We start from the raw sequence: 14,627 nt of genomic DNA, 5'->3' as shown, positions 1-14,627 counted from the left end.
TTGGATTTTCCCTAGGTTAAATAAGTCCTGTACTAAAAACTCTTCTCTAAGGCGGTCTGTTGTATAATGTTTTGCGTCTTTTGAATTTGAAGGTTCTCTTACAATCATCTTTTTCTCCTTTTCATCTTACTTTGAAATTTTGTTTATAGAAACAAGTTGGGTATGAACATAACAATACCCGGTACAAATGTTATAAGCAATAATACGGCAACCATAATACCATAGAATGGTAGTAAAGATTTGGTCATTTTCTCTATGGATACTTTTCCAATGGCGCATCCGACAAAAAGGGCGCTACCAACAGGCGGAGTACATAATCCAATAGCAAGTGCCAGAATTAGTACGACACCAAACTGAACCGGGTCCATACCTAAGCTTGTAACAACCGGCAACAGAATGGGGGTTAGAATCAATATCAGTGGTGCCATGTCCATAATACACCCAAGTAATAGGATGAGCACAAGTATAAGCAATAATAATAGAGTCTTGTTTTGAGTAATGGTCAATAATGCATTGGTTGCTAGTGCAGGTACCTGTAATAAGGCCAACATATGACCAAAAGCTTTGGCCGCTGCTATTAGACTTAGAACCAGAGCGAGGGTTTTTAATGCATTATATAAGATATTACCCATACGTTTTAAAGGTATTTCTCTATAGACAAAAAATGTTATAACAAAAGCATAGAGGCAGGCAACCGCTGCTGATTCTGTTGCTGTAAAAACACCTGATAGAACACCACCCATGATAATAACGGCGGTCATAAGACCAAAGAAAGCGTTCATGGTGATTTTTATTTTTTCTTTAAAGGGAATCTTATCCCCTTTTGGATAGCCCCTTTTAACGGCAATGATATAACTTAAGATCATAAGACCAACCCCAAGAATAACACCCGGTAACATGCCACCAAGAAACAAACGACCAACAGAAACGCCACCGCCGGCTGCTAGAGAATATATAATCATATTATGACTTGGTGGAATGATAACACCTTGGCAAGAGCTTGTTACAGTTACGGCAACAGAGTAATCATCGTCATAGCCATTGTCTTTCATCATAGGAATCAATATGGCACCAATTGAGGATACATCGGCAACAGCTGAACCGGATATTCCACCAAAAAACATACTGGCTAGTATATTCACTTGTGCCATACCGCCTCTTACACGTCCAACCATAACATTGGCCAGTTCAATAAGTCGCCTAGATATGCCTCCGGCACCCATGATTTCACCTGCTACTATGAAAAAAGGAATAGCCATGAGGGAACTGGACTCAATACCTTTTACCATTTTTAAAATAATGGTCATTAGTGGCACTTGATAATAAACAGCCGTAACAACAGAAGATAGGGCTAATGAGAAGGTTACCGGTACTTTTAGTATTAGTAGAACAAAAAATGAGATTAATAATATGGCGATTGCTGTACTTGCAACTGGCATTAGTTCTTACCTCCTAACGATAAACTTTTTAAGGACTCTATAACTTCATCATCTTGACGTTCTTCTTCGTTCTCAATTAAACCTAGTAGTGCCATTAGGCTATCAAAAATAACAAACACACCTGATATTGGAACGATGATATAAAGGTAACCTGTTGGCATTTTAGTCGCCGGCATCGTCGAAGCCATCATGATCATTGCTAACTGCCATCCATAGACCACCATAATAAGACCAAATACTAAAATACATAGGTCAACAAATTTTAGTATTACTTTTTGAACAGGTTTAGGGAACATTCTAAAGAAAAATTCAATACTGATATGAAGCTTTTTCTTGACACCTAGTGCTAAAGCAATAAAACCAAACCACACCATCATAATCAATGGTACTTCTTCTGACCACCTCAGACTAAAATTAAGAACATATCTGGAAAAAACTTGAATACAGGTTAGGATTGTTATCAGTACCAACATGATTTGCCCTAAGACAACCATAACTTTATGCAGTTGATCAACAATTTTTCTTATCTGATTCATGGGTAGTACTCCTTTCACTTGATTCATAACGGTATTAATATATAGTGCTGTTCATCAACACGATTCATGTTTGTTGTACTGTTTTATTATAGAAAGCCGGATTTCCATCCGGCCCTCTATCCATTATATGGTTAAGGTATAACAATTATGGCTACTTAACTGCTTGAACTTGTTTAATAAGATCTGTGTATTCAGCTGCGTATTTTTCATATACAGGTTCCATCGCTGCTGCAAATTCTGCTTTGGCTTCCGGTGTTAATTCTGTAATGATACTGCCTGCCGCTTCAACTTTTTCTCTTGACTCAACTTCTTTTGCATTCCATTTTTCAATTTGGAAGGCTTGAGCTTCTTTGGCAGCTTCTTTCATAATTGCAAGATCTTCAGCTGATATCTTTTGCATTGCTATGCTACTTGCGATAATTATTTCTGGAACCCTTACATGACCATCAATGGTGTAATATTTTGCTACCTCATAGTGTGAGGAAGTATCATAACTTGGCCAGTTGTTTTCTGCACCATCGATAATGCCTGTTTGAATTGCACTGTATACTTCACCATATGGAAGTGGCGTTGGAGATGCACCAAGTGCTGCTACCATGTCCATCATAAGTTCACTTTGCATAACTCTAAATTTAAGTCCTTTTAAATCTTCTAAGGATTTGATTTCTTTTTGAGAATTGTAGAAGTTTCTTTGACCCGGATCAAACCAACCAAGGCCTACAAAATTTGCTGATTCAACACTCTTTAAAAAATTTTTCCCAATTTCACTATTAAGAACACTCCACATATGGTCTGCATCACGATAAATATATGGCAATTGTAATACGTTAAGTGATGGTGAAAACTCAGTTAGTGGCGCAATACTTGTTCTAGTTAGATCAATGGCACCAATCTGTACTTGTTCAATAACGTCTTTTTCTTCACCAAGTTGAGCTGCTGGGAATACTTCAATCTTAACACGGCCTTCTGTTTTTTCTTCTACAAGACGCGCAAACTCATAATCACCCAAAGTAGTTGGATAATCTGCTGGGTGTGTTTCTGCAAGCTTTAATATAATTGCTTCAACCGGTGCTGGTGCTTCTGCAGGTGTTTCTGATGGTGTTTCTACAGACGTAGCTGCTGGTTCCTCTGTTTTCGCACATCCGACTGCAAGTACTGCCATCATAGCTACGATCATCATAATACTAAGTATCTTCTTAATCATTGGTGTTACCCCCTTGTGATTGGTTGGTTTATGTAACGACTACATGTTCATCATACAGGGGGGCAATGCCTTCAACAATTCATAATCTTGTTATTATTATCATAATCTTGCGTCATCGTATGTTATTAAGAATCCTTCTCACTAAATCCATGACATTTTTGAACAAATAGCATGATTTTGTTCTTTATTCCATCTCTTGAATCCGTTTGACAATTTCCAAGTAGTTGTTGGCATATCTATCATATAATGGACGAACCGCCTCTACAAAAGCTTCTCTATCTTCTATTTCTGTTATGATTGAACCTAACTCTATAAGCTTTTTCTCCGATTCTTTTTCTTCAATACGCCATTTATCTCTTTGGTAGATTTCAGATTCTTTGGCACAAGCCATAATGATTGCTAAATCATCTTCTGTGATTCGATCTAAGATTTTTTTGCTTGCAATCAACATTTCCGGTACGCGTACATGTTCATCTATGGTAAAATACTTGGCAACTTCATAGTGTAGAGATGTCTCATAACTAGGAAAGTTATTCTCAGCACCATCAATAACACCCGTCTGAATTGAACTATATACCTCACCATAGGCCATGGGTATCACTGAAGTGCCTAATGCCCTTGCCATTTCCACCATCAATTGACTTTCCATAACTCGAAACTTTAATCCTTCTAGATCAGATAGAGTCTTAACTTCCCTGACACTGTTATAAAAACTACGGGCACCACCATCATACCAGGCTAGTCCAATCAAACTCTTATCTTCTATACTCTCTAGAAAAAAGTCTCCTATATCGCTATTAAGCACTTGCCACATATGATCACTATCACGATAAATATATGGGAGCTGAAGTACATTAAGCTGAGGTGAGATCTCCGCCACTTGACCCATACTTAATCTTGTGAAATCTATAGCACCAAATCGAACTTGTTCTAAAACCGCTTTCTCAGGTCCCAACTGCTCCGAATCATATACTTTGATGATAATACGACCTTTTGTACGCTCTTCAACAAGACGTGCAAATTCTTTATCTGCCTTTGTTGTCGGATGATCGGACGGATGGATTTCAGCTAATCTAAAATAGATGACTTCCGGTTGTTTGACAAAAGTTGCCCCTTGACCACTACAACCTGTGGTTAGAATAAATGTCATAATTATTGAAATCCATATTCTACTTATCTGCTTCAACTTCATCACCATCCTTTTTTGGCATACTTGTGTTATACCACTTGTTGCGATAGTCCGAGGGGGTTATCCCCTCATATTTCTTAAATACTCTTGTAAAGTAATTAGAGTCAACATAGCCAATCTCATAACCGATTTCCTTGATGGACAGCAATGAATTTTTAAGAAGTCGTTTTGCCACTATAATTCTGACCGAGCTAACATAATCAATAAAGTTCGTATTCAGATGCTTCTTAAACACCTTACTAATATAGCTTGGGCTTAGGTCACAAATTGAAGAAAGCTGATCTAATGTTATATTTTCCGCATAATGTAAATTAATATATACAATGAGTTTGTCTAGAATAATCGACGTTTTATCTGATTTTTGCTTGTCCAATTTCTCCATATATTGATTACAAAAGTCTCTTAGAAGACATTTGGCCTCATGATGATTGCTTATTTTCATGGTTTGATTAAACAAATCAAAAGTATAAAGGTCTGATTCATAAATATTATCTGATACCCGTTCTCTTATTAAAACAAAGTGTTCATAAAGCTTAATACGAATCATATCCAAATCTTCTGATCCAGAAGATATGTCTTCAAATAATAAATCAATATATTTATTAAAAGCAACTTCATCCTTGTCTTTTAAGCTTTTTACCAGAGCTTGAAGATCTTGCTCATTTCTCGAATCCCTCGTAGGTATGCGTTTGTTACAGTTAGCTTTAGCTGTAGAAAATGATTTCCAAAGGCAATCTAGTTTATTACAGATGTCACCGATACCAAAATCCGAGTATAACTGATGCTCTAAGGCAAATAAACTTCCGACTTCATTAAGAATTTTTCTTATTTTTTCTTGGATTTGCAGTAATTCATTTTGACGCTCACCCATTATAAATATATAGATGTAATCTTTGATTATTGTTGAGTATTTTTGTCTTACAATCTTATTGATTCTTGTATCGATGGCATCTAATAAGCGTCTTCTCATAACTTGCAGTCTAAATCCAGATAAAACCATTGCCTCATCCGCATTGGCACGTACCACTATACCCATGCCACATTCAAATTTGATGCCATTAAAGTCTAAGTATTCTTTACCTTGTTCATTTTCAATATCACCATTTATGACCGATGATAAAAATTCATTTTCTAGATATTTGGAAACTTGTTCTAATTTAGATGCCATCATTTCTTTTGTTATTGCCTGTTGTTTTTCATCTTTTAGGGTTTTAATCGCTCTACTTATTACCTCTACTAAACGCTCATTTGATGCGGGTTTTACAATAAAATCCTCAACACCTAATTTAATGGCCTCGTGAGCATAATCAAACTGGTCATAGGCTGTCAGAAAAACCACTTTACTATCTGCCAGTATTTTCTTTAAAACTTTGACAGCTTCAATACCATTAAGTCCCGGCATCTGTATATCCATCATAATAATATTAGGACTATTTAAGGCCGCACTTGATATGGCTTCCTGACCATTGGCTGCTTCATAGAATTCAAGATTTTCATTTAATTCTTTATTTAATATAAATTGTATAGCATCTCTTTCAATGGATTCATCATCAACAATTAATATTTTATATTTTTCCATCTAAATCATTCCTTTCAAACTTGAATTCTACACAGGTGCCTGCACCTTTTTTACTCATCATTCTAAAGGATCCTTTATGTTGGTACATAATCTTGAAGCGATGATATACATTGCTAATGCCGATACTATGGTGTTTCATTTCAGTAAAACTAAGCACTTCCCTCAAACGCCTTGGTGTCATGCCCACACCTGTATCAGTGATACGTAGAATAATCCATTCCTTATTATCTATTTGAAGGCTTTTAATCTTAATACGTATCTTACCGCCTTCAACCTTAGGTTCAATACCATGTATAATGGTATTTTCAATAATAGGCTGTAATATAAATATTGGTACACTCACCGACTTAGTTCCTTGGTCTGCAACGATTTCATAGGTCAAACGCTCCTTGAATCTAAATTTTTGCAAGTAAATGTATTCCTCAGCAATCCATAATTCTTCCTGAAGATTTATAACAGTAGACTGATTCTTAAGTTTATATCGAAATAGATTAGACAGGGCTTGAATGAGTTTGGTTGTATCTTCTGCTCCTTCAAACATAGCCGTTCTAGATATGGTATTTAAAGTATTAAATAAGAAATGGGGATTGATCTGGGATTGAAGTGCTTCAAATTGAGACTCTCTTAGCAGCTGTTCCATACGAACAACTTCTAGTTCTTCTTCATGAAGTCGCTTTTCTATGACCACCTTTTCTTTTAAGTCATCCACATACTGTCTGATATTATGACTCATTATATTAAAGGCATCTGATAGGGTTCCGACTTCATCTTTTGAAATAATGGCCATCGGCTCAACATCAAGGTCTCCTGAAGCCATTTTCATGGAATTAGATGCCAAGTTTTTAATTGGATTAATAAAAGAATTGACAAAGAACAAGACGATAAACATCGTAAAAATAGCACTGATGGCAATTAGAAAAATAGAAATTCTTCCCATAACTACCGCTTCTTCGGCAAGCTTAGTATATAGTTCATTACCTTCTCCTAAGCTTAAATATAACAGCTCTTCTATGTAGGATATGACATAAACTTCAATATGTTCACCTTCATAAAAAGCATTAAAGTAAGTGGGTATATTCTCTTCTCTTTCTTCTACTGCCTTATCCCAGTTCTCATACATTGCTTCAGAAGCATTGCGTATGGCAACGATGATAAAGTAGGCATCGGTAGACGTCAGTTCCACTTCAAGCTCTTCCACTTTTCCCATTAGATCTACTTTTTTTCTTGTATAGTTTTCTTTATCTTCTAGGTCAAGCTCTCGCAAATATCTTGATACCAATGTCTTATTTTCACTTGTCATGACCAACAAACTATTAATGCCATAATAATTGTTCATAGTATCTTTAAACTGATCCACAATTTTATAATTATTATTATTTAAATACAAATTAAAAAGACTTATAATTGCAATAACAATAAAAAAGTACAATAGGAGCTTTACTTTTATTGACAAGTGCAGCCAGAAATCTTTAAGTCTTTTCATAGCGTTTTTCCTTTCAGGAGTGATAGATTGTTTTGACATTGCGTCATTTCTTAAGTATACTTTTTATCAATAAGATGGTCAATCTTAGTCTCATAAATCATTACATAGCAACTCATGTTTACTCTTCATCCTATCGTCCATTCCTTTACTAAACAATAATCATTTTTTGATAAAGTGTGCATTTTTTGACATTACTTCCTCATAATGCATCTGTGATATTTTTTTTTATGCTATAATTGGCTAGATATCCCAAAAAAAGATAGTCTATACTCTTGGAGGAAACACAAATGACAAAACCATCCTTTTATGCACAACTGGATCCGCGTAATAAATATATATTGCTTTGCTGTTTTTTTGTCTTTGCTGTTAATGGTTTATACGGCATGATTCTTGGCTCTTTATTACCACTTATCAGCAATGCCTATAACCTCAACAATACTATAAGTGGTGGTCTCATATCTGCCCATCAAGTTGGTAATCTTATTGCCGGTTTTATTGCCGGCGTTCTTCCCTTATATTTAGGTAGAAAAAAAGCTGTCATATTTATGTGTTGCTTTGTCGTCATGGGTTTTTTGATTATGATTCTAACTGGCAATCCGGTACTTCTTATTCTAGGTTTTCTTTTTACCGGATTAAGCCGTGGCAGTATTTCTAATTTTAACAATACCATGGTCAACGAAATCTCAAACAGCAGTTCAGCAGCCTTAAATGTGTTACATAGTATTTTTGCTGTTGGAGCATTGTTGGCACCTTTCCTTGTTATATTCTCAACTAAACTTACCGGTGACTTTGGATGGAAATTGTCGGCTATTGTCATTATCATCCTCGCCATCATATCCATGATACTTTTTTCTAGAATGGATATGGACGCGTCATCCCGAATCAAGCAAAAAACCGACAAGTCCTATATTTTTATTCAAGATCGACGGTTTCTAATTGGCGCCGGTATTTTGTTTTTCTATCTTTGTGCTGAAGCGACCATCAATGGTTGGATGGTAAAATACTTCATTGATTCAGGCATTATGTCAATACAATATGCGCAGATTCTTGCCTCTTTATTATGGGTGGTTATTTTAGCCGGAAGACTAACAACAGCTTTTATAGGTGATCGTATTTCAAAAAAGATAACTTTAACTGTTTTAAGTGTCGGCACTGTTATGTTTTATTTGTTATTACTCTCAACAAGGAATACCACCACCATTACTCTGGCAATCATGGGTCTTGGTTTTTCCATGGCTGGCATCTACCCTACCACTGTATCGACACTAGGTAGTATCATCAAAACCTATCCTATGTCCATGGGCGTCCTCTTAATGATCAGTGGTATTGGCGCCATTATTATGCCAATTATAACCGGTGCCCTTGCAGATGGTTTTGGTGTCCTTGCCGGTATGAGTGCCATTATTGTTGCAACTCTAATGATGCTTATATTTGTCGGTTTATATGTTTTTGACAAATCAACACCTGCCAAACTTCCCTTGGAGACAACTCTGTAAATACAAGCATTCATACTATGGTTAAAGGGTCAAAACTAAGTTTCACTAAATTCACATACCATATATAGATTACGTTGATGCATTTGTAACTATATATGGTATGTAAAAGTTCAACTATATAGTTTTGACGCCTTAACCACTATATAATTCAATTAAAAAGACGGCAGCCAGCAAGTATTATGGACTTGGTGGCTGCCGTCTTTTTTGTATAGGGAGGATGATGTGTTACATTACAAAGCAGTCAATTCTAAGCCTTCTAAGACTTCTCGCACATCGCCTGCTTTGTTAAGGGCTTTTGCAACCTCTATTCCTTGAGTGGATGTCATCTGGGAAATGGTCCACTTAACTTCAGGAATAAGGGCTACTGACATACTCAGCTTACTAATACCAATACCTAACCAGTAGGGTAATAGCTTTATATCTGCAGCGGCTTCACCGCATATGCTGACTGAAATATTTTCCTTTTTTGCTGCTTCTGCTATCACTTTCATACTTCTAAGTACAGCAGGATCATATTGGGAGTATAATGCTGATATTTTCAAGTTGGAGCGGTCAACTGCCATGGTGTACTGAATCAGGTCGTTGGTTCCAATAGAAAAAAAATCCACTTCTTTTGCAAATAGATCTGCCATGACAACCGCAGCTGGGGTTTCTATCATAATACCAACTTCAATATTTGGATCATAGGCTACATCCACCACTTCAAGTTCCTTTTTACATATTTTTAGAATATCTTTTGCCTTTCTAATCTCAGTCAGACTGGCAATCATAGGAAACATAATATTGATTTGACCATGGGCACTGGCTCTAAGTATAGCTCTAAGCTGTGTCTTAAAAATCTCGACTTCCTCAAGACATAAACGAATGCCACGATAACCTAAAAATGGATTGTCTTCCTTTGGAATATCAAACAGTGGACTTTCTTTGTCACCGCCAATGTCCAAGGTACGAATGGTAACATACCCTTCTGACATAGCTGTGGTTATTTTTTTATAGATCTCGTATTGCTCATCTTCTGTTGGTAACCTCTCTTGATCCATAAAAATAAATTCGGTTCTAAAGAGACCAACGCTTTTAGCATCACTTTTGACAATAAAATCAAGATCTTTAATCTGACTGATGTTTGCAATCAGTTCTACTTCCATGTTATCTTGGGTTTTACATACCTTGCCTCTAAGGCTGGCATATTTTTCTTCTTCTTGAACCAGTTGTTTTTCTTTAACGTAGAAAGCATCTAGACAGGTCTGATCCGGATCTACGATGACGCTGCCTTCTCGACCATCAAAAACAACCTCATCACCATCTTTTAATAAGGTGGTTCCTTTTTCTATCACCACATAGGGAATCTTAAGTAGTGTTGCTATTATGGCTGAATGAGCTGTTTTTCCACCCACTTCCGTTATAATCCCTTTAACATATTTGGTCTCAAGAGTGGATGTTTGTGATGGTGTCAGATCATGAGCGACCAATACATAGGGTTCGTTGATTGATCCAACATCGCTATAATGGCCCATAATGAGATTGACGACGCGACACGTGATGTCTTTGATATCAATGGCTCTTTCCTTCATATAAGCGTTGTCCATAGACTCGAAAACATCTCGAAATCTATTACCCACAAGACTTAAGGCCCATTCTGCACAACACCTTTTATCCAGTATATACACCTCTACCTGGCTTATCAATTCCGGATCTTCTAATATGCTTTGGTGTGCTTCAAATATCTTGCTTTCCTTCGCACCAATATTTTTCATCGTGTTTAACCGAATGGTTTCAATCTCACCTATGGCTTTATTACGTGCATCATGAAATATTTGTATTTCTTCATCGGCATTGCAACCTAAACGCTCTACAGCTTCCATAGAGGTATCATGTATGATTCTTACAGGGCCATGGGCAATACCTTTGGCTATGGGTATGCCTATGATGGTATGCATACCACCACCTACCCTTGGAAATTAGAAGCGAACAGTTGAGAAATACTTTCCATCGCTTGCACTTCATCATCACCTTCAGCTACAAAGGTGAGTCGTTCACCTTTTGCAGCACCAACACTCATTAAGGATAATATGCTTTTAGGTTGAAATACTTTGTCAGATTTACCGGATTTCATGAGTTTAATGTCACAAGTGAACTTCATAGCAACTTTCGCCAGCATACTTGCCGGTCTTGCGTGTAAACCTTCTTCTGATTCTAATACAAAATCTTTCTTAACCATCTTAATCTCTCCTTTTTCCATTCTCTAATAAGTATTTTTCAGCTTCAGCATTCCATAAGCCATTGTACTTCTTAACACATTCTGCTAAGCCTTTAAAGAGTGCATCCTTTTCACCGAGTTTTTCAAAATCATCTATAGCTGTAAGGGGCATATCGATTTCGTTATAAATCATCTTCTTGCCTCCCGGAATGTTTGGTAAATCCAATATGGTATCGATGACACAATTGATACCGCCAATATGGGTCAGCATAACAGCGGGATTAATTAACTTCTTAGATGACATATTTAATGATTCAATCATATCGTCAGCATTACCACCGGTTGAACCCATGATATGAGTAGGGGTATAATGTACATTGTAGAAATTAATATTCGCGTTAAAGGTTGTGTCTGAAGGTCCGGCAAAAAAGTTCATACAACCATCTTTACCGAGTATTCTATCCCCTTCTTCGATAACCGGTCTTACAGGTGCATAAACAAATACATCATCATAGCCATCACCACCACTTAGGTCCATTAAAGTCTTAACTGAATCTGCTTCTTTCATGGTATTGATAAAATGTAGCTCTACCCCTTGTTTTACTGCTTCTTCTTGTGTGAATAGGGATCTTGCACGATCCAATCTAGCTTCATCAATATCCGTTACAACCAATAAAGAGGGCTTTCTGTCACAATGCAGCGCATAATCAATAGCGCCCAGGCCCATAGGACCTGCACCGGCTAATAAGGCCATTTTACCCTTTTCTATGATGCCCATATAATGCTTGTATTCACCCGTCTTTGTGTGATAGTTGGCGTGGAAGCCACCAATGACACATGACATCGGTTCTGATAAGGAAGCTTCGTAAAAAGCTTCTCCTTCATATTTTAGAAGAAAGCCAAGTTCCATGACTTCTCTTGGAATAATACAATAGGTCGCTGATCCACCAAAAAATTCAAAAGAATATCCGGGTGCATAAGGGCTGCCTTTATAATTTAATGCCGGTTGTATGGCAAATTTTTCTCCGGGTGTAAATTGATCTTGCCATTCTTCCCCAACTTCAACAATAACACCTGAGAATTCGTGACCCATGATTGTTGGGTTTGTTGCGATATTCTCAGGAACACGCTTGTGCTTGCTTCCTTGTATAACGGCTTTGTATGTGGACATACATACACTATCCGTAACGACTTTTACTAAAATCTCGTCTTTTTTAATAGCCGGTAACTCAAATATTTCTAGTTTTAATGTGTTGACATCATATAATCTTACTGCTTCTGTTTTCATATTCTCACTCCTATTTAGTCTTGTTTTCCATCATTATACTTGGTTAAAGTATCAAAACTAAGTTTCTCTAATTCACTTACAACATATAGGTTACGTTGATACACTCATAACTATATATTGCATGTAAAAGTTCAACTATATAGTTTTGACACTTTAACCATATTGACAGTAATCTCTTGGTACAGCTCATTCACTCTTTTTAAACTGCCCATATGGGTTCCTTCTTCTTCAATCGATGCACTACTGGATGCAACACCAAGTCTCATGATGTCCATAAATCTTGCAAAATCTAGTGTTTCATTTTTTTTAATGACCTCATCTATGCCAAAAGCAATACCTGCTACCATAGAATCTCCTGCACCTACTGTACTAACAACCTTTAGCTTTAAAGCATCTATCTTACCTGTTCCATCCTTACTAACCACAAGACAACCTTTTTCACCTTGTGAAATAACCACAGCATAGATGCCCATATCTAGCAATTCGTGAGCTTTTAAGATCATTTCTTGGTCATTATCAAACTTCTTTCCAAAATACATTTCTAACTCATTTTGATTCGGTTTTATGATCCAAGGCAAACCTTTGATACCCAACTCAAGTACATCACGATCTGCATCTAAAATGACTTTAGCACCTTTTTCCTTGCCAAGATCACACCAATGCTTATAGATGTCCTTAGGAACACCTTGTGGTAAACTGCCTGCCAAAACCAAAATATCTTTTTCCGATAAATGATTGATGAGATAGGCATCGAGTGTCTCTAGTGTTTTGCTATCTACAATTGGCCCTTTTTCATTTATATCTGTAAAAGTATGGTTATTGTGATCCACCACTTTTACATTAATGCGGGTTTCTCCGGGTGTTTTTATAGCTTTATAGCTGATACCTTCATCATCCAGCAAGCTGGTCAATCGATGTCCAGTATCACCACCGGTAATCATAACCGCTATGCTATCACCTTTTAATTTATGTATCATCTTCGTTACATTGATACCTTTGCCACCTGCGTCTTCTCTATAGTCTTTTACTCGGTTAACTTGATCTACTTTAAAATCATCAATTTTCAAAGTCTTATCAATGGCAGGATTTAAAGTTACTGTATAAATCATGGGCTACCTCACTTTTATTGTCAGATTACCAATCACCACTTGGGTTAGAAGGTCAAACCTAATTGCGGTTTGAAAATCAAACCTAATTGGTAAATTGCTTATATATATAATCTATATCTGTAGTTTGACTGAGTTGCTTGATTTTCTCCTCATCTTCAACGATCTCTGCAAGATTAGATAGAATCATAAGATGTTCATTACCTACACCTGCAATCCCAACGACTAAATATACTGTATTACCGCTAAAATCAACGCCTTCCGGAAATTGTAGTATGCTGATACCTGTTTTAATGATTTTTTTCTTGGCATCGCTAACACCATGAGGTATCGCTGTGCCATTACCAATGTAGGTTGAGAGCTCACTGTCACGTTGGACCATAGCGTCTATGTATCCTTCTTCGACATAGCCGCCCTCAAAGAGAATCTGTCCGGCCATTCGTATAGCCTCTTCCTTTGAGCTTGAAGGCATACCTATACGTATATTTTTCCTTTTCAAAGGTTGATACATATCTTCACTATCAGTAGATTCTTCAGATGATGATTGAAGTACTGCAAGTCTTTCTGCTAAGCGATCATAGATATCCGTATTAATAAAATCTGATATGGATATGTGAATAGCACCTGGAAGAACACCGCTTGCTCGTTTGGTCAGTTTTTCATGGGTGATGACAAGATCACTTTGTTCATCTAGTTGATCAATCGAACAGTTGATGACTTCCAAATTCACTTTGGCATCTTTTAACGCTGCTTTAAGTTTACTTGCACCCATGGCACTTGACCCCATTCCGGCATCACATGCAACTGCAATAGTTTTTACTTGTGACAAGTCTAAATCTTCATCAATCTTATTGACCATACTTGTTTTACTGCTGTTTTTCATTTGACTAACGTTTTCTTTTGCTTTGGTCAAAGCATCTTCTTGCTCACCTTTTTTGTTAATTAGAACTGCACTAACAAGGAAGGTTGCTGCTGTGGATACAACAACACCTGCTAGTACCGGTATCAATCCGCCTCTTGGTGCCATGGCTGAAAGTGCAAAAATACTACCTGGTGACGGTACTGCGACAAGTCCCGCACCTGTGATGACGAATGTGAATACGCCGGATG

At 36.9% G+C, this 14,627-nt stretch carries 12 protein-coding genes; 1 reads left to right on the top strand and 11 read right to left on the bottom strand.

The window, feature by feature from the left end; all coding sequences use genetic code 11:
* Positions 1 to 143 precede the first annotated feature (143 nt).
* The 6 genes from AC6F8J_RS04980 to AC6F8J_RS04955 form a co-directional block, all read right to left on the bottom strand.
* Positions 144 to 1,439, bottom strand: a complete 1,296-nt coding sequence (locus AC6F8J_RS04980; RefSeq protein WP_500721474.1) for a TRAP transporter large permease subunit — start codon at positions 1,437 to 1,439, stop codon at positions 144 to 146.
* A complete protein-coding gene (locus tag AC6F8J_RS04975) occupies positions 1,439 to 1,975 on the bottom strand; it encodes a TRAP transporter small permease subunit (protein ID WP_500721472.1) in 537 nt (178 codons plus the stop codon). The genes AC6F8J_RS04980 and AC6F8J_RS04975 overlap by 1 nt, the downstream gene beginning before the upstream one ends.
* A 151-nt stretch (positions 1,976 to 2,126) precedes the next feature.
* The gene (locus tag AC6F8J_RS04970) at positions 2,127 to 3,179 is read right to left on the bottom strand and encodes a TRAP transporter substrate-binding protein DctP (protein ID WP_500721471.1); all 1,053 of its coding nucleotides are present in this window, start codon (positions 3,177 to 3,179) and stop codon (positions 2,127 to 2,129) included.
* Between the two features lie 184 nt (positions 3,180 to 3,363).
* On the bottom strand, positions 3,364 to 4,371 hold the full coding sequence (locus AC6F8J_RS04965; RefSeq protein ID WP_500721470.1) for a TRAP transporter substrate-binding protein DctP: 1,008 nt from the start codon (positions 4,369 to 4,371) through the stop codon (positions 3,364 to 3,366).
* Positions 4,349 to 5,947, bottom strand: a complete 1,599-nt coding sequence (locus AC6F8J_RS04960) for a response regulator (protein WP_500721468.1) — start codon at positions 5,945 to 5,947, stop codon at positions 4,349 to 4,351. Before AC6F8J_RS04960 ends, AC6F8J_RS04965 begins: the two co-directional genes overlap by 23 nt.
* Positions 5,934 to 7,430, bottom strand: coding sequence for a histidine kinase (locus AC6F8J_RS04955; protein WP_500721466.1), 1,497 nt, complete (start codon positions 7,428 to 7,430; stop codon positions 5,934 to 5,936). The genes AC6F8J_RS04960 and AC6F8J_RS04955 overlap by 14 nt, the downstream gene beginning before the upstream one ends.
* Before the next feature lie 287 nt (positions 7,431 to 7,717).
* On the opposite strand from AC6F8J_RS04955, the gene AC6F8J_RS04950 reads away from it, so the two are divergent.
* Positions 7,718 to 8,926 (top strand): MFS transporter, encoded by a 1,209-nt coding sequence (locus AC6F8J_RS04950; protein ID WP_500721465.1) that lies wholly within the window; start codon positions 7,718 to 7,720, stop codon positions 8,924 to 8,926.
* A 230-nt stretch (positions 8,927 to 9,156) separates the two neighbouring features.
* Here AC6F8J_RS04950 and ptsP read toward each other — a convergent pair whose 3' ends face one another.
* From ptsP to AC6F8J_RS04925, 5 genes are all read right to left on the bottom strand, one after another.
* Positions 9,157 to 10,863, bottom strand: coding sequence for a phosphoenolpyruvate--protein phosphotransferase (ptsP, locus tag AC6F8J_RS04945; protein WP_500721464.1), 1,707 nt, complete (start codon positions 10,861 to 10,863; stop codon positions 9,157 to 9,159).
* Positions 10,864 to 10,871: 8 nt separating this feature from the next.
* Complete coding sequence (locus tag AC6F8J_RS04940; RefSeq protein WP_500721462.1) at positions 10,872 to 11,144, bottom strand: HPr family phosphocarrier protein; 273 nt, start codon at positions 11,142 to 11,144, stop codon at positions 10,872 to 10,874.
* Between the two features lies 1 nt (position 11,145).
* Positions 11,146 to 12,411 carry an alcohol dehydrogenase catalytic domain-containing protein gene (locus tag AC6F8J_RS04935; RefSeq protein WP_500721461.1) on the bottom strand — a complete coding sequence of 422 codons (1,266 nt, stop codon included), beginning with the start codon at positions 12,409 to 12,411 and terminating at the stop codon, positions 11,146 to 11,148.
* Positions 12,412 to 12,542: 131 nt separating this feature from the next.
* The gene (gene pfkB, locus AC6F8J_RS04930) at positions 12,543 to 13,520 is read right to left on the bottom strand and encodes a 1-phosphofructokinase (protein WP_500721460.1); all 978 of its coding nucleotides are present in this window, start codon (positions 13,518 to 13,520) and stop codon (positions 12,543 to 12,545) included.
* 82 nt (positions 13,521 to 13,602) lie between these two features.
* Positions 13,603 to 14,627 (bottom strand): PTS sugar transporter subunit IIA (locus tag AC6F8J_RS04925; RefSeq protein ID WP_500721458.1); only part of this gene is annotated, 1,025 nt, incomplete at its 5' end.

The sequence above is a fragment of the Petrocella sp. genome (assembly GCF_059865615.1).
The sequence above is the reverse complement of the archived record's forward strand: the minus strand, read 5'-3'. Positions and strand labels throughout refer to the sequence as shown.

Coding starts and splice junctions, on each gene's coding strand:
- ptsP (WP_500721464.1), bottom strand. CDS start 10,863: ATGCATACCATCATAGGCATACCCATAGCCAAAGGTATTGCCCATGGC.
- AC6F8J_RS04970 (WP_500721471.1), bottom strand. CDS start 3,179: ATGATTAAGAAGATACTTAGTATTATGATGATCGTAGCTATGATGGCA.
- pfkB (WP_500721460.1), bottom strand. CDS start 13,520: ATGATTTATACAGTAACTTTAAATCCTGCCATTGATAAGACTTTGAAA.
- AC6F8J_RS04980 (WP_500721474.1), bottom strand. CDS start 1,439: ATGCCAGTTGCAAGTACAGCAATCGCCATATTATTAATCTCATTTTTT.
- AC6F8J_RS04940 (WP_500721462.1), bottom strand. CDS start 11,144: ATGGTTAAGAAAGATTTTGTATTAGAATCAGAAGAAGGTTTACACGCA.
- AC6F8J_RS04975 (WP_500721472.1), bottom strand. CDS start 1,975: ATGAATCAGATAAGAAAAATTGTTGATCAACTGCATAAAGTTATGGTT.
- AC6F8J_RS04965 (WP_500721470.1), bottom strand. CDS start 4,371: ATGAAGTTGAAGCAGATAAGTAGAATATGGATTTCAATAATTATGACA.
- AC6F8J_RS04935 (WP_500721461.1), bottom strand. CDS start 12,411: ATGAAAACAGAAGCAGTAAGATTATATGATGTCAACACATTAAAACTA.
- AC6F8J_RS04955 (WP_500721466.1), bottom strand. CDS start 7,430: ATGAAAAGACTTAAAGATTTCTGGCTGCACTTGTCAATAAAAGTAAAG.
- AC6F8J_RS04950 (WP_500721465.1), top strand. CDS start 7,718: ATGACAAAACCATCCTTTTATGCACAACTGGATCCGCGTAATAAATAT.
- AC6F8J_RS04960 (WP_500721468.1), bottom strand. CDS start 5,947: ATGGAAAAATATAAAATATTAATTGTTGATGATGAATCCATTGAAAGA.